Below are 15278 nucleotides of genomic sequence, written 5' to 3' on the forward strand. Positions count from 1 at the left end.
GTTGAGCCTCCCCAAGCATTGTAATCTGAATGGGTTAGCTGGCATCTGACTGTTCAACAGATGCGTTCAACATGCCCCTTCAGATGGCCCGCCCAATGAGGCGTTCAGGCTCCTCCTTCCACCAGCTGGTTCAGCGCATCCCGGCGGACGTAGCCGCGAAGGTGCGCGGTATGAGGCTCTCCATCCCGATAGGGGAGGGGGAGGCGCACCTCGTCATCTCGGACAAGGCCACGGACGTTCGCACGTCACTGCGCACCCGTGACCCGGCGGTTGCGAAGGCGCGGCAGGCTGTCGCTGTGGCGTACTTGGAGAAGGTCTGGCGTTCGGTCCGTGAAGGGCCACAGAGACTCACACAGAGGCAAACGGTGGCTCTGGCTGGTGAGGCTTACACCGCATTGAAAACGGCTCTGGAGGACGATCCTGGGGCACCTGAGCGGTGGCTTCGTGTTGAGGTCGATAATCTACGGGCAGAGTCCGGTCAGTATGGCCGCTCGGCGCTGATGATTGGCTCTGCCGAGGAGAAGCAGGCGAGAAGCATTGAGGAGCGAGTTGGTGGCTTCTCAGACATGGTTCTCGCTAAGCATGCGCTGAACATCGACGCAGACAGCAGAGCGAGACTCAATCAAGAGCTCCTAGCGGCGCTTCGTCAGGCTGGGCTTGTGTTGATGAGACATGCCCAAGGCGACTACAGGCCAGACCCTGACGTGAGTCGCTTTCCTGATTTCCAGACATCATCAAGTAAGGCCACGGCCGTCAGCCTTCTAGACCTATTTGATGGGTGGGCGAAGGAGCGGAAACCTTCTCAGAGCACGGTCGATCAGTGGCGCAAGCACTGTGAGGCATTCCTAGCCTTCATCGGCAAGGACGATGCTGGGCGAGTAACGAAGGCTGACGTCGTGGCCTGGAAGGATACGCTCGTGGCAGCGGGAGGCGCACCGAAGACGATCAACGACAGTAAGCTCGCAGCCCTGCGTGTTGCCTTCACCTGGGGCGTTGAGAACGTTCGTGTCAGGTCCAACCCTGCGACAGGCGTGGCTGTGCGTCAGAAGATGCAGGCCGGCGAGCAGATGCTTGGCTTCGATGATGGCGAGGCTGCTGCGATCCTACAGGCCGCCGCGAAGGAGACGCGGCCCTACATTCGTTGGCTTCCGCTCCTTTGTGCGGCTTCAGGGGCTCGCGTGGGGGAGATGGCACAGCTTCGTGCAGAGGACGTGATAGTTCAGGATGGCATTCCTGCCCTATGCATCACGGCGGAGGCTGGGTCGCTGAAGAACCTGAACTCGGAACGCGTCATCCCCCTCCACCCTGGCGTGATCGATGCTGGGTTCTTGGAGTTCGTGAAGGGCAAGAAGGGGCCTCTGTTCTACAACCCAGTGAGGCGCAGGACAGACGCGAAGAAGCCTTCACACAAGATTGTCGCCAAGAACGTAGCAACGTGGGTGCAGGGGCTTGGCTTGCAGGTTGGGCGGCAGCACCGCAAAGACCCGTCACACGCCTGGAGGCACCGCTTCAAGACACTCGCGCGGGCTGCCAGGATTGAGGACAGTGTGGCCGATGCCATTGTTGGACACGCACCCGGGAGCGTAGCCAAGGCTTACGGCACGGTGACGCTGGCGACCATGCACGAAGCTGTGTCCCGCATCCCTATTCCGAAGTGTTAGGGCGTGAACTCAGCAAGCTTGACGTTCGCAAGGACCGCTTCCGACTCTGAAGAGCCACCCGATATGCTCTCGACGAAGGGACGCTGACAGCGGCATAGCGGACCTTCGGAGGGTCTCTGCCGCGAGTACGGGCAGCGCGGATTGATTTGTCTTAATGCAGAGGCATGGATGCCCGGCTAGAATGTTCGGTCCTCACGGGGTACTCTGCCTTACCTTTCAGACCAATCGTACACTCGAACCAGCCGTGCCCCGCCACGTTGAGTCTGATGATGCCCACAGAGGAATGATGAACAATCAAGCTTGGTTCACAGTCGAACAGGCCCGCCAGACTGAAGCGTGCGGTGTCTGGCTCGACTGTATGAAATGTGGCCACAGCATCTCCATGCCGCTCGACCGGTGGCCTGCGACTATGCCTGTGAGGGACGTCGCCCGGCACCTACGATGCAAAGCGTGCGGTAGCGCGAACGTCGAGACTTGGCCGGACTGGAGTGGACCTCGGCCACAATACGACGCCTAGGTCGGGCGCCCTGATGGCGTGCGCAGCCAACCCATTCGCAATGTCTCAGGATGCGACGACAAGAACCCACCCGCCCTAGCAGGACCGGCTGATGTAGGCGGAGTCCCATCGGGTCAAGTGGAGCATCCCGCAGCATGACACGGTGTGGATGCTCCTCCGCGTCGCGACCGCAGCGCGGCAGGACTCTTCGGGGGTTCCCCCAACCCCATCCTCAACTTCAGGCCGCTCCTCAAGGGCGGCCTCCTTTCACCCTGCTGGTCCTCATGCGCGAGGCGTCCCGTTCGCATAAGCCTCCACGTAACGAGAGAAGGATGGCTACCGAGGGAAGCGAGGGGCTCAGGAAGTCCTTCAGGGTCCGCTCAGTGGCCGCTCAGGGCCACCTCTGGCTGGTCGAACAGGACGCTGGCAGGCTATCGGCTGGCACCCTGACACAGCTCGGCATCGCCGCCAGGAAGCCCTCAGCGAAGACGCTTGGGGCTACAGCTTCATTCCTACCGGTAAGGGCGGCCACCTGATGATGACTGTCGTGGAGCGGGAGGCCCTGAGCGAGCTGCTGAAGGGCGCCAGGGAGCGGCAGGCCAAGGTGCTCAAGCAATGGCTGGACAGTATCTCTCCAGAAGCTTGACCGGACCTTACTGTTAAATCTGTTGTTGAACCAGAGTGGCTATCCACCATATCTAAGCCGGCTCGCATTGCGGGCCTGGGTCGAAGTTTTAAGTAGCGCAATCAACATCAAGATGCATCTCAGCCCGTCTAAACTCACGCATCTGGCTCATCGACTCATAGATTTGATGTCCATCTATTGGGACATGCTGCATGAGGAAGGGCCTGTAGATGCTGCTGTCAAGGAAGCTATCAACCGAGAGATAGCTCGGGCTGAAGTGATAGCCGACATGGCTGACACTATGTCCCTCCCAGCGTCTCCCGAGGAACTGGCCGAAATCAGGCGCTTAGTCGATGAGATTAAGTCATCTGAGTTGATGAGAGCTATAGAAGAGCATCTAATGGGGGAGGGTAGTCACCCCCACCACTAGATGGCCTTTAAAGTCGTCAGGATTGACCGTAGACGGCCGTTCAGAGGTCCAGGCTGCCGCCCCCCAAGCAAGCGAGCGGGGAAGTTAGAGGGTCCAAATGTTCTTGGCAGATACCTGAAACGGCATCGACAGACGAGCGTTGGCCTGAAGTCCCCCGTGGCCCCCCCTCGCGCGATACCGTGTGGGTGCACCCCCTTGTTGCGCAAGGCGGCCTTTCAGCCGGTCGGGATGCATTCGAGCAGGTGCATCAGTGGGAGCGTGCAAGGCGGCGTCACTCACTCGATCAACTCACTGGCACGGGCGACGAGCGCGGGAGCGACATCAATGCCGAGAGCGCGCGCCGTTCGCATATTGATGATGAACTCGAAGCTTGTCGGTTGCTCAATCGGCATAGTCTCGGGCGCTGCTCCCTTGAGGATACGATCCACGTAGAAGGCTGCCCGTCGCAACTGGTCGGCGAAGTTCGTTGCGTAGGAACTGAGACCGCCCTGCTCAGGGTAGCTTCGTTCACTCGCCAAAGTCGGCAGGCGCAATCGTGTCGCCACATCAGCGATAGGGACATAGAAGCCGACAGTAAGCCCCGATCCCACAAGCGCCGCCTCTGCCCCGCTCGCTCTCGCTTCTTCCAGAACCCGCTTCGCCTCATCAGCGTCTCCGAAGGAGAGCACTTTGAGTTGGAGGCCCGAAGTTACCTCCCCTGACATGAGCAACCGTGCACTCGCTACGTTCGAGATGTCCTCACGATGATAGACGAACGCAGCGTACCGTAAACCGGGAACCAACTCCTTGAGGAGGTCAACTCGCTTCGCCACCAGGTCAGTGTTCTGCGATGTAAGGCCGGTAGACCTTTGCCCAAGCCGAGGGCGGATGTCGGACAATCCTAGGAGTTTGGGAGTCGAAACAGCGGCAAAGACGAGAGCGACTGTAGAGCTTGCCTCGCGAACGGCCAGGGCCGCTGTAGTTCCGGAGGCGACGATTACGTCGGGCTGCCAAGTCAATAGCTCAGCGACGAGGGCCGGCATCTTGTCAGGTTGGTTCTCCGCGAAGCGAGCTTCCAACAGCAGGTTCTCGCCCTCGACATAGCCTGCTTCTGCAAGGCCACGCCGTAGAGCGGCCAGAAGATAGGTGCGGCGGGACGAAGAGGCCGTTAGAAAAGCAACCCTGGCGGGCTTGCTGCGGCTAACTTGGGCGACTACTCGCGACGGCAGGATTAATGACGGTGCACTTGCTGCGACGCCACGCAGGACATCTCGTCGCCTCATGAGCCTTACTGGGCCGTACAACATCGTTGGCTCTTATTCGATGGGTCAGCATCATATCGGCTCGCGAGCGCACTGGCTATCCACTTGCCTTCGACCTTGACGCACAGCCAAGGAGTCTATATCAATATAGTCAACGCTCGTTGACTGGAGTGTGAGGGTGTGATGGCTCAGGGTGGCTTCGTGGCCTACTACCGCGTCAGCACGGCTCGGCAGGGCGCCTCTGGGCTTGGGCTGGAGGCGCAGAAGGAAGCTGTCAGGCGCTACCTCAATGGCGGTGACTGGACAATCAAGGCCGAGTTCGTCGAGGTGGAGAGTGGCCGCAGGAGTGACCGCCCTGAACTGGAGCGTGCTCTTGCCACTGCTCGCCTCCACCGCATCCCCTTGATTGTTGCCAATGTCTCGCGCCTCACTCGTTCATCTGCCTTCCTTCATCGTCTGCTGGAGGCTGGTGTTGAAGTGAGGTTCTGTGACCTTCCTGAGATTGAAGGCCCCACGGGACGCTTCCTACTTCAGCAGATGGCTGCTGTAGCTGAGTTGGAGGCCGGCATGATTGCGAGTCGCACCAAGGCCGCGCTGCAAGCCGCCAAGGCCCGCGGGACGAAGCTCGGAGGAGACCGCGGTGTGGTCATGCCTGACGCCACACGGGCTGCTGGGAGGGCAGCCAGGACGCTTAAGGCCAATGGTCGGGCGGCTGACCTCGCTCCCATGATTGCTGAACTCAAGGCAGCCGGCGTCACATCGCTTGGAGCAATTGCCAGGGCTCTGAACGAGCGCGGGATACCGACTGCACGAGGCGGTGAGTGGTCATCGATGCAAGTGTCTCGGGCTTTGGAGAAGATTAAGACTCTCAATGCGGTGCAATAGGTATAAGTAGGCTACGCGAGCGTCTATCCGCCATAACTCTGCCCGCATCTGCTCATATAATTGCCTTACTGTCTCTCATGGGACGGTCACTAATCTCAGGAGTATGAATGTCGAGAGTGTGTCGCGCACCGGGTTGTTCATCCCCGGCTGCGTCACGGTTTAGCCTTTACTGTAAGGCCCACAAGGCGCGCCTACGCAGGCATGGGGCGATTGACCAGGTCGGAGTCACGGAGGCCGTCCTGGGCTCGTACAGGCGCCTCGTGAGGGGTCGGGTCGAGAAGAACAAGGAGAGCCCCCTGTGGGGGCAGTTGGAGGCACGCTGGGCCACCATCGTCAGCCACGCTCAGCGTATCGTGGACGGCTACCATCGGGGACAGGTGGGCTACGCATTCGAGCGACGTGCTGCGCAGGAGGTGCTGAAGCTGGCGGCCGATGTGGAGCCCAAGGCGGTCGTTGAGACTGCACTGGCCATGTTCCTCCTGCTGGAGGCGGAGCCTAGACGGTTCCGGTCTGACGCTGGCTTCCGGGCGCAGCTTGTCAGGAGGGCTCGAGGCCTCACGGACATGAACGTTGGGACCTACTGGGACGACGAGAGCGGGTCGGTGAAGCGCGTCTACAAGGAGGTGCCGCCACGGGCCATCGTCGTGATGGGGCAGTGGCTCGCAGAGGCATTCGGGGGCGCAGGGACGCACATGGCGAGGCTTGAGGAGAAGGACAGGCAGGAGCGAGAGAACGCTCGCCAGGACTTCCATAAGGCCCTGGAGGAGCTGCGGTGATGAGTGAGTTAATGGCAGAGCACGCTACTGTGAGCCCGTCTGAACCTGTTCAGGAGCTTGAAGCTGTCACCATTCTGAAGAAGTTGAAGGAGAAGGCTGCTGCTGAGGTGCTGCCTAGGGCGATGCCATCAGAACTTCCGCTGGATGGCATCAAGCTAGAGCCTAACCTCTTTCAACAGCGTGGCACCAGTGAGAAGCACATCAGCGATTTGGTACGGGCTATCAAAGCGTTCGACGTGCTTGAGCCTCTGACAGTCATCCGTGTCGGAGGTGACATATACCTCATCGATGGTCACCACCGTTATGAGGCATATAGGACTGCTGAGAAGACAGCAGGTATCCCAGTAAGGTACTTCGGTGGCACCCTGGATGAGGCTGTCCTTGAGAGCGGCAAGGCCAACTCAAAGGCCAAACTATCCATGAACTCTCAAGAGCGTCAGAACTATGCATGGCGTCTTGTTCTGATGGGTCTTTACAGCAAGGCCGATACAGCAGCAGCCGCTGGTGTGGCATCCTCCCAAGTCGCGACCATGCGGAGGGTCAAGAGGCAGTTGGGTGCAGATGTGGTCAATCATCCTCGCTGGTGGCAAGCGTTCAACGCTGCCAAAGGCAATTCATCGTCTATGCCGCAAGACGATATTGACCAATGGAAGCAGGCTCAGGCGGACCAATATGCTGACCGGCTACAAAAGGCGTTCGGGAACAAGCTATCCACGAACCCTGAGATTGCTGCGATGGCACTCGCAGCGTACTTCGGAAGGAAGCTGAACGATTTGCATCAGGAGCTTGCTGGCTTCGTTGGTGACCCTGATGATGAGAACCCCGACTTCTGACCTGCCTGTATACTCCCTAGGGTGTGCAGAATGTACAGGCATCAGCGGTTCGTGGTGATTTGATATACGTTGTCGTTGGGCAGCCTATAAAGCGAGGGTCATATGCAGAAGCTATTCCATATATCTGCTCGGGGTGCGGCTTCGGTCTTATTTAGACGTGATGAGTGTCTGACTGTAAATTATTCGCTTGATGGCACGCCAATCGTAATGATGTTCGCAACGCGCTACAGCGAACGAGGCTTTGCGGCTGCAGTTCCGGGCGAGATGTGTTTGGACGTTATCGGACCAGCGCCAGAACTTAAAGAAGCTGCATCGGGCTTTACAAATGCTGGCCGTGACATCGCTAATCTCATAAGCTTTCTCTTCAATGCATTTGTATCCTATATTGAGCCAGAAGTCGTCTATGAAGTTACGCCAGGAGTCTCCGAAAGAGATTACTTCCAAAGATTGCTGCCTCCAGACCAGGTCTGTTTGTGTTCTCGATTTGTAAATGTTGGTTTGGCGACTGCATTTATTGAAGCTCATCATAGGCATGTTGAAAAAGACCGTCTATCGCGGGCTATTTTGCAATATTGTGAAGCTTTAAAGGACTGGAAGCAAGGGCATGAACTTCTCGCAATGTCTCATTTGTTTATGGGCGCCGAAGCTTTAAAGACTGCCAGCTGGAGGCATTACGCCTCGGTGAACAATATGCGCCCCGAAGATTTGGGCTTGCAGTGGGGTTATGAGCAGGGCGGCCGATTAAGCCTAGAAAAGTACCTTGATGATACTGCACGAGTAAAATTAGTGTTTAACGACGACAAAGATTGCCATCGTGCCGCCAAGAATGTGAGTGACCAATTTGAGCATGGTTTCGCTAATGCTGGTAAGTTGCATGAACCAGCAGGAAAAAACCTTATTAAGACTGCCGCGCACTTGCGCTCAGCTGTGCTGTCGATGATAGACCTTGATGAGGAGTGGCGCGCGCTTCTGCAAAGCCCAAAGTACAATACGCCCAAGGGACCTTTAGGCAACGAACATTATCTTTGGGGTAAACTGATAGGTGTGGGTGATAATCTTGCTGCACCAGGAACAAACCATCCCATCTGTGGCCTTGAGGTGGTGTTGGAGGAGGTGCTTTTCGATACGGAGACCGAGACATATGAAACACGTTCGAAGTTCAGTGCTACTGGAAGCTTTGCTGCGGGCATCAGCCTCGTTCCCGGGCCTTATGAGATATGGGACCGCTCTGCCTTTTCTCCGACATTGCTATCCCCGAAGCGTCCGCTTTCAGCGGGCGAAAGCGAGACCGTCATAGAGCAGGACCGTGAAGCCTCCCCACCTTTGATTTCGGGCGAGGGTCGGTAAACCGTCACCACGGGCTACCAGCGGGCCCATGCGAACCTGACGTCTATTGCTGGCGGGCACTCATAGCGAAGGAGGCTTGCATCCAGCTCAGCATTGAGTTCAACGTGGGTGTTCAACAACTGCAACGGCCAGAGCCAAAAAACCCTTGTAAATCAATGCTGCGGAGGCTTGAGCGTATAGTCCTCTCCTGGGCACCAACCACTCCCCAAGTGGTTGAGCCTCCAAAAGCTTCAAGCAGATCATGTGGTTAGGCGAGCCCGCGTGCTACACAGCGGTGCTACACATGGTCCTCCCGATGTCCCGGCCTCAGCTCCATCCCCGCTCCGGTGTCTACTGGCTGCGCAAGCGCGTACCGGCCGACCTCGTGGCCGCCGTAGGCAAGCGGGAGGTGACCCTCAGCCTGCAGACGAAGGATCCGGCGGAGGCCAGGAAGCGGTGCGCCGAGGAGCTCCTGAAGCTGGAGCAGCAGTGGGCTGGCCTCCGGTCGGGACCACGCAGCCTGACCGAGGTCGAGGCGCATGGGCTGGCCTGCAAGGTCCACGATTGGTGGTTGGAGACCCACCGCGCGAACCCGAGCGAGCAAAGCTTCTGGCCTGTCGGCCTCGCCGACAAGCTCTGGGCGCCGCCTGCCCCGGTTGGAGCGCAGACGCTACTTGGCGAGCTTGTGAATGGCCGGATCAATCCGGATCAATGGCGCGTCCGGGAGTTGGAAACCTGGTGCGTGCAGACGGCCGGGACGGTGCTGGGGAAGCATGGGCTGACCGTCGACGATATCAGCCGAGAGAGGCTTGCGAAGGCTGTGGCCGCGGCAGTTCAGCGGGCCAGTCTCACGCTGGCCCGACATGCCCGAGGCGAGTTCAATGGAGTGCGGCTGAGTGATGTCGTAACCGCACCGATCTCTCCCCTGCATGTGGCTGCTGCTCGACCGCCGGTCAGTTTTGGCGAACTTGTGAAGGGATGGGCGGCGGAGAAGCGTCCAGCGGAGAAGACGCTCTACGAATGGACGCGCGTCATGACGCAGTTCGTCTCCTTCCTCGACCACGAGGACGCGGGACGGGTAACGCCTGACGACGTGCAACGCTGGAAGGAGGCGCTGATCGCGAAGGGCCTGGCGCCGAAAACGATCAGCGATGGCAAGCTGGTGGTGCTGCGCGCCATCTTCCAGTGGGCTGCAGACAACCGGCGGCTGGCGAGCAACCCGGCCGAGCGGATCAGCATGGACGTGAAGCGGAAGGCGTCAGAGACGATCCGCAGCTTCACGGACGAGGAGGCTGCGATCGTCCTCAGAGCGGCACTGACACAAAGGGATCCCGCTCTGCGATGGGTCCCGTGGCTGTGCGCCTACTCCGGCGCGCGGGTCTCGGAGGTAAGCCAGCTTCGGGTCCAGGACGTGTGTCAGATCGAGGACGTCTGGTGCATGAGGTTCGATCCTGAGGCAGGTCCGTTGAAGACGGCCAGCTCGGAGCGAGCGGTGCCTTTGCATCAAGCTGTACTAGAGAGCGGCTTTCTTGAGTACGTCCTGAGCGTCGGCTCGGGACCACTTTTTCCTAAGCTGAAGCCGGATAAGTTTGGCAAGCGAGGCGGCACAGGCACGAAGGTGCTGGGCCGGTGGGTTCGCAGCCTTGGTCTGACGGATGAACGCCTTGCTCCGAACCACTCCTGGCGGCACCGGTTGAAGACGCTTGGACGGCGGCATGGGTTGGCACCGGATATCGTGAACGCGATCACGGGCCACGGCAGTCGTACGGTCGCGGATCGGTACGGCGAGTTCGAGATGTCGGCAATGCGGCGCGAGCTGATGAAGATTCCGGCAATCTACCTTGATGTTTAGCCGGGCGAGCAAGAGTAGATGCTTGTAACACCATGCCCGATATTCAAGATCCGCAGAGCATCAGGTTCGGGATTTATTCCTGGTGAGAGGATGTCAGATTTGGCTGGAGCGCTTCTAGGCAGATTGGATTCCTTTTGGACGCAAGGGAGCACGACACATCAAGAACTCGAGAGCCGTGATCGTTGCAACCGAAACGATCACGACGTTATACCGGCGCGCCTTTGCCCTGATCCGTCAGCAGGAACCATGCTGCGCCGAGGTCTGGCCTGCGTTGAGAACGCGTCAACGCGGACGCGCGGCGGTATTAGTTAGCCTATGCACCGGAAACCGGCACTACCCCCCGGCCAAGAACCGAAAATAAGCTTCCATAATTCGATTGGCGGCGTCGGCTCGACGTTTCCATTCCGGTCGCTCTCCTCCGGATTCAGAATTGGACATTGGTCGCGCAGCTGCTCCAGCAGCTTTGCGCCCAACGCCAGACATTCATGTGCACCCTTACAGTCGAGAGCTGTCATTTATTTACACGGCGTGCCGAAGTGCACATGCAGCCCAAGCGAAATATACACGAACCGCGTACGGCCGGATTCTGGTTCCAGCTCCGATCCGATCAATGGCTTGGATACCGAGCGTCCGGCTTTGGTGCATGGAAGGCGCGCGAGTGTTTAGAAAATATAAACCATTCCGACATACCGAGGCACCGTGAAACCGACCTGCATCGACCTTTTCGCCGGTTGTGGCGGACTCTCTCTGGGGCTGGGTGCCGCGGGGTTTTCAATCTTGTTCAGCGTCGAGGCGCATCCCGATGCGTTTGCTACATATCGGCACAACCTGCTGGACGCTCGACCAGACCAGCATGTGTGGCCCTCCTGGCTTGAGAAGCGGGCCTGGAGAGCTGAAGAATTATTTACGACGCACCGAGCGGAACTCGTCGGGCTGCGCGGAAAAGTCGACTTGCTGGCCGGCGGCCCCCCTTGCCAAGGCTTCAGCACCAACGGGCTGAGGCATCCGGACGACCCACGCAGCGCTATGGTCGACGTGTACCTGCAGTACGTCGCAGCCGTCCAACCCAGGTTGGTGTTGCTTGAGAACGTCGTTGGCTTTCGGTCGATGAAGCACCGGACCGGCGGCTCGTACAGCGATTACGTGACGAGAGAGCTGGATCGGCTAGGTTATCAGGCATGGTCGGACGTGCTCAGGGCGGCAGACTGGGGGGTGCCCCAGCGCAGGCCGCGATTCGTGCTACTAGCGGCGCCCAAGGGCACCTTGCCCGGCGTGGACCCGCTTCAACGGTTGCGCGTGGCAAGAAAGAGCTTTCTGGTTTCTAGAAAACTCGGGCCCAAGAGCACCGGAGCCGAAGCCGCCATCTCGGATCTGGTCGAAGTTGACGACGATCTGGAACTCGATGACGAGTGGGGCAAATTTGGGTTCAGAAAACTCCGAAGGGCCGAGAGCATCAGCAGTGCATATCAAGAGCTGATGAGACTGGGATGCCATAACCAGCCCAGTGACATGCGCCTGCCCCGTCACAGCGCCGCATCAACTCGCCGTATGCAGGACATCCTCGACACTTGCGAACGAGGCGTATGCCTGCGGCCCGGTGACAGGCTCCGGCTCGGTATAGCGAAGCGTTCAACGACACCGCTCGACGCCGGTGCGCCTGCGCCGACGATCAGCACGCTCCCAGACGACTTCGTCCACTACGCGCGCCCCCGATCGATGACCGTCCGCGAACATGCACGCCTGCAGTCATTTCCGGACTGGTTCGAGTTTCGCGGGCCCTACACTACGGGTGGCCCGCAGCGGAAAGGTGCCTGCCCGAAGTTTACTCAGGTCGGCAATGCGGTCCCGCCGCTGCTGGCCGAAGCGCTCGGAGAGACGCTGCGTGCACTACCGATCTCGTGGGGCGACCAGACTCCCGATCTCCCGAAACGCATCGATATAACCCGCGAACACTTGACGGATGCGAGGAAAGTCCCCCACTCTTATGCCGACGCTTCCCTCTAGAACCCAGCCGTTCTCCCCTTCGACCTCTCTCGCGTGCCCGAGGTCGTTGCGCTTCCTGAGAACGTCGGCGTCGAATTGCGCGCTCGCCCGGCGGAGTTCGCGCAGGCGGTCTATCTGATCGCTGTCAAGCCCAAAGGCGGCCTGATTCGCAGCTGCCAACTTAGTCAGGCGGCGAAAGTGCTTGAACAGCTTTGCGCTGTCCACGGCAAACGTATCGAGGCGCGCCTCGAGATCGACCCGGCTCGCCTCCTCGTACCGCTCCTTGATCAGTCCGAGGTGCGCGATAACATCACCATCTAGCTCGCTGAGTTTCTCTTCGCACATTGGCGCGCGCGCGGACATGGCCCGGACCGCATCCTTCATGAGTGCGTCGCACTCTGCGACGACCCGCATGGCGAGCCCCCTCATGCCAGAAAGGCGGTCGAGCGCTCTCGCCGTCTGTTCGATGAGCGCGCCTGTGCGTTCGATGAACCGCTGCCGATGGCTGCAGTAGACGCCCTCGACCCTCTTCGCGGCAATCTTGCTCCTTAGGCCGTCCTCGTCATCATTGCCCGAATAAAACAGTATGGTGGTCGATGGGAATAGCTGCCGCACCCGCGGCGCGAGGTCGTCACCGTCGGCGTTCCTCAACTTGTAGTCGAGGAGAATCAGGTCGAAGCAGTGAAAGAGGGCGTGCCTGCGTCCCAAGTCCTCGATTCCGTTGCCGTTCGGGATTACCTCGATGCGGGCAATAAAGCCCGCGTCCTGTATACGACGCCTAAGACTTGCCTCCTCCTCAGCGCTATAGGAGTCCTCGATCCAGAGGATGCCGAAGTCGAGGTTCATTCCCCTTCCCCGGGTATTACGATCTCGAAGTCGGCGCGGCTGCCGTCCCCCATCAGATCAATCGAGCCGCCCATCTCCTGCAGAATTTGGCGGGCGCTGTAGAGGCCTAGCCCGGTCCCATTAGACGAACCCGTGTAGCCGCGCTCGAAGATTTTCGCGGGATCAATCCGGTCCACGTTGATACCGACCCCGTCGTCAGACACCCTGATCACCACTCTATTGGCACCCTTCCTCGCAGCCACGAACTCGATTCGGGACGCTCGGTGCTTGCGGGCGTTGTCCTGCAGGTTGTCGATGAGAACGGCAATGTCGACGGGCGAGAACTCGCGGAACAGCGACAATCCGGGATTTCGGAAGACAGCCTCGGGCATGCCGGGGACGCCAGCCAGCCGGACTGTGAAGTACTCGGCGAGGAACTGAAGCAGGTCGCCCTCCACTTTGTCAGTTTTTAGGTCGATCCGAATGTTGGGCGCGAAGGAGAGCACTGCACCCAGGCGGTCGCCCGAGAGTGTGGCACCCGCAATGGAGGCGGAGACCCGGCGGGCCGACTGCCGGATCGACGCGAGCAAGTCCTCGATCTCTTCCGGATCGTCCAGCTCGCCCTGCGTCGCTGCCAGCGACAGCACGTTCCTGATCTCGTAGGCAGCGTTCGCCACCGCGGAGCGAACGTGTCCCGCGTGGATGGTGGCTTGGTGCATCAGGAGTTGGACTCGCTCAATGTCCAGATCCCGGCTGCTGCCGAGGAACGCCGCCTGCTGTTCCAATCGTGCGATGCGGGCGTCAGCCCGGTTCCGTTCCTGAATCGCGCGCTGCGCGACCTCGCGCGCTTCCTGCCGTTGCGCCCTGAGCTCGGCGATCCTGCGCCGGGCCGCTTCGACCTGCTCCAGCAGCTTCGCATCACCGCGACTCTCCGCGACGTCCGACATCGCCCTGAGCGCGTTATCGGTGACCTGATCGGGATCCTCGGATACCCTGACTAGATCTTCGTCAAAATAGAGGATCTCGATGTCTCTCGTCCGCGCCAGACTTCCCACGATCGTGAGAATGCGCTCACGGGCGTGGTCAGTCTCCAGCCCTTCCGGCGTGTCGCGATTTTGGTCGGACTTGTCCGCCCAGTTCACACCCACGACGTAGCGTTCGAGCTTGAACACCATGTGCCGGCGGATAGCCTCAAACAGCGCACGGCGGTTCGCGTCGTCCACGAGCCCAGCGTCCCGGCTCGAAACCTCGCGAAACATCTTGGGCGGGGCGGTCACGTCTACACGGCCGATGATGTCGCGGGTGCCCAGATAACGGGCCTGTCCCTGTTGCTTCCGTCGGTTCAAGCCAAACGTGTCGTCGAACTCCTCACCAATGGGAAGGATGCGGAAGCCATTCAAGAAGAGGAAGACACTCCCGAACTCGATAGGCCTTACTCCCATGCGGAGCGTGAATGTGTGCTTGGCCGACCGATTGAGGAAGAACACCTGCCCCTCTATCCGGCATGCCGCGAGTTCCGGATAGAGGGAAGGCTCGCGGATCGCGTAGATTTTCCGGCCGCGATCGTAGAGCGTAGTGTCAATAAAGCCGTCGACGATCACAACCTCGATCCGGCTGGTCTTGTCCCGCAGGAGTTCCGCGATCTCGTTGCCCACGGGCCCGTCGACGCCCTCGATTTCCTCCCCGGAGCCGTCGGCGAACCATGTCGACAACGTCACCTCGCTCGTCGTCCCGAAGGGATCGATTAGCTTGGCGAGGTCCCGCCGGAGGCGACGTATGCTGTCCTCGTCCCAATCCTGCCGTGTTTCCTTGATCAAGAGCACCGTTCCGCTGTTCTCGGGCGGGGAGGGATTCATCAGAGGCGGAAACGACTGCGAACATCCAAGTGATACGCTTACTTCCTGAAACTCGTTGGTGCTCTCGCCTTCGAAGTCGCGCCAATCGATTTCGAGCTTAGAAATTGCGCTGCTACCCTGCACGCGGCTGTACAGGTCCAATTTTCTGCCAAGTGTATCGCAAGCAAAGCGGCCTATTCCCTTGCTCCCGGCAAATTGGCCTGCGGGGCGAATTTTGTTGCGATAGTCATTACGACCGACGAGTGCCTTCTCGGAGTAGGCTACGAACAGCCATTTATCGCGCACATCCGACTCAGACATGCCGCGCCCGTTGTCAACTACAGCGATCGACCGCTTGTTCGGATCGAACTCGATGTCAACGGAGGTTGCGCCTGCATCGAACGAGTTTTTTACCAATTCGAATAGTGCCACGAACTCGTTCGTCACGAGGTCACGGCCGATGATGTCCTTCAAGTGGGAGCTGATTCGAAATGTTTCCTGCGCCATGTC

10 protein-coding genes are annotated in these 15278 nt (G+C 59.5%); 7 read left to right on the forward strand and 3 right to left on the reverse strand.

The features are described 5' to 3' along the window. Window positions 1–71: 71 nt before the first annotated feature. Window positions 72–1661 carry a tyrosine-type recombinase/integrase gene (locus tag QA634_RS07505; protein WP_012331397.1) on the forward strand — a complete coding sequence of 530 codons (1590 nt, stop codon included), beginning with the start codon at window positions 72–74 and terminating at the stop codon, window positions 1659–1661. A 1826-nt stretch (window positions 1662–3487) separates the two neighbouring features. On the opposite strand, the gene QA634_RS07510 is transcribed toward QA634_RS07505, so the two are convergent. Further along, window positions 3488–4270, reverse strand: a complete 783-nt coding sequence (locus QA634_RS07510) for an ABC transporter substrate-binding protein (protein WP_445928382.1) — start codon at window positions 4268–4270, stop codon at window positions 3488–3490. 366 nt (window positions 4271–4636) lie between these two features. On the opposite strand from QA634_RS07510, the gene QA634_RS07515 reads away from it, so the two are divergent. The 6 genes from QA634_RS07515 to QA634_RS07540 all read left to right on the forward strand — a co-directional run bounded on the left by QA634_RS07515 (window position 4637) and on the right by QA634_RS07540 (window position 12129). Next, the gene (locus QA634_RS07515) at window positions 4637–5338 is read left to right on the forward strand and encodes a recombinase family protein (protein ID WP_012331401.1); all 702 of its coding nucleotides are present in this window, start codon (window positions 4637–4639) and stop codon (window positions 5336–5338) included. Between the two features lie 260 nt (window positions 5339–5598). Beyond that, on the forward strand, window positions 5599–6114 hold the full coding sequence (locus QA634_RS07520; protein ID WP_265576556.1) for a hypothetical protein: 516 nt from the start codon (window positions 5599–5601) through the stop codon (window positions 6112–6114). Between the two features lie 11 nt (window positions 6115–6125). Then, entirely contained in the window at window positions 6126–6947 is an 822-nt protein-coding gene (locus tag QA634_RS07525; protein ID WP_265576557.1) for a ParB/RepB/Spo0J family partition protein, read from the forward strand. A gap of 102 nt (window positions 6948–7049) precedes the next feature. Beyond that, window positions 7050–8294 carry a hypothetical protein gene (locus QA634_RS07530; protein WP_012331404.1) on the forward strand — a complete coding sequence of 415 codons (1245 nt, stop codon included), beginning with the start codon at window positions 7050–7052 and terminating at the stop codon, window positions 8292–8294. 283 nt (window positions 8295–8577) lie between these two features. Next, complete coding sequence (locus QA634_RS07535) at window positions 8578–10125, forward strand: DUF6538 domain-containing protein (RefSeq protein WP_012331405.1); 1548 nt, start codon at window positions 8578–8580, stop codon at window positions 10123–10125. A 699-nt stretch (window positions 10126–10824) separates the two neighbouring features. After that, window positions 10825–12129 carry a DNA cytosine methyltransferase gene (locus QA634_RS07540; protein ID WP_012331406.1) on the forward strand — a complete coding sequence of 435 codons (1305 nt, stop codon included), beginning with the start codon at window positions 10825–10827 and terminating at the stop codon, window positions 12127–12129. Here QA634_RS07540 and QA634_RS07545 read toward each other — a convergent pair. Together QA634_RS07545 and QA634_RS07550 are read right to left on the reverse strand one after the other, a co-directional pair. Continuing rightward, window positions 12013–12954, reverse strand: coding sequence for a response regulator (locus QA634_RS07545; RefSeq protein WP_012331407.1), 942 nt, complete (start codon window positions 12952–12954; stop codon window positions 12013–12015). The genes QA634_RS07540 and QA634_RS07545 overlap by 117 nt on opposite strands. Beyond that, window positions 12951–15275, reverse strand: coding sequence for a sensor histidine kinase (locus QA634_RS07550; protein WP_012331408.1), 2325 nt, complete (start codon window positions 15273–15275; stop codon window positions 12951–12953). The genes QA634_RS07545 and QA634_RS07550 overlap by 4 nt, the downstream gene beginning before the upstream one ends. Window positions 15276–15278: the final 3 nt, after the last annotated feature.

It is taken from the genome of Methylobacterium sp. CB376, from assembly GCF_029714205.1.
Lineage (GTDB): Bacteria > Pseudomonadota > Alphaproteobacteria > Rhizobiales > Beijerinckiaceae > Methylobacterium.

What these genes read in the sequence shown, in the direction of transcription:
- QA634_RS07505 (WP_012331397.1), top strand. Translation starts at nt 72, where the DNA reads ATGCCCCTTCAGATGGCCCGCCCAATGAGGCGTTCAGGCTCCTCCTTC.
- QA634_RS07515 (WP_012331401.1), top strand. Translation starts at nt 4,637, where the DNA reads ATGGCTCAGGGTGGCTTCGTGGCCTACTACCGCGTCAGCACGGCTCGG.
- QA634_RS07525 (WP_265576557.1), top strand. Translation starts at nt 6,126, where the DNA reads ATGGCAGAGCACGCTACTGTGAGCCCGTCTGAACCTGTTCAGGAGCTT.
- QA634_RS07530 (WP_012331404.1), top strand. Translation starts at nt 7,050, where the DNA reads ATGCAGAAGCTATTCCATATATCTGCTCGGGGTGCGGCTTCGGTCTTA.
- QA634_RS07535 (WP_012331405.1), top strand. Translation starts at nt 8,578, where the DNA reads ATGGTCCTCCCGATGTCCCGGCCTCAGCTCCATCCCCGCTCCGGTGTC.
- QA634_RS07545 (WP_012331407.1), bottom strand. Translation starts at nt 12,954, where the DNA reads ATGAACCTCGACTTCGGCATCCTCTGGATCGAGGACTCCTATAGCGCT.
- QA634_RS07550 (WP_012331408.1), bottom strand. Translation starts at nt 15,275, where the DNA reads ATGGCGCAGGAAACATTTCGAATCAGCTCCCACTTGAAGGACATCATC.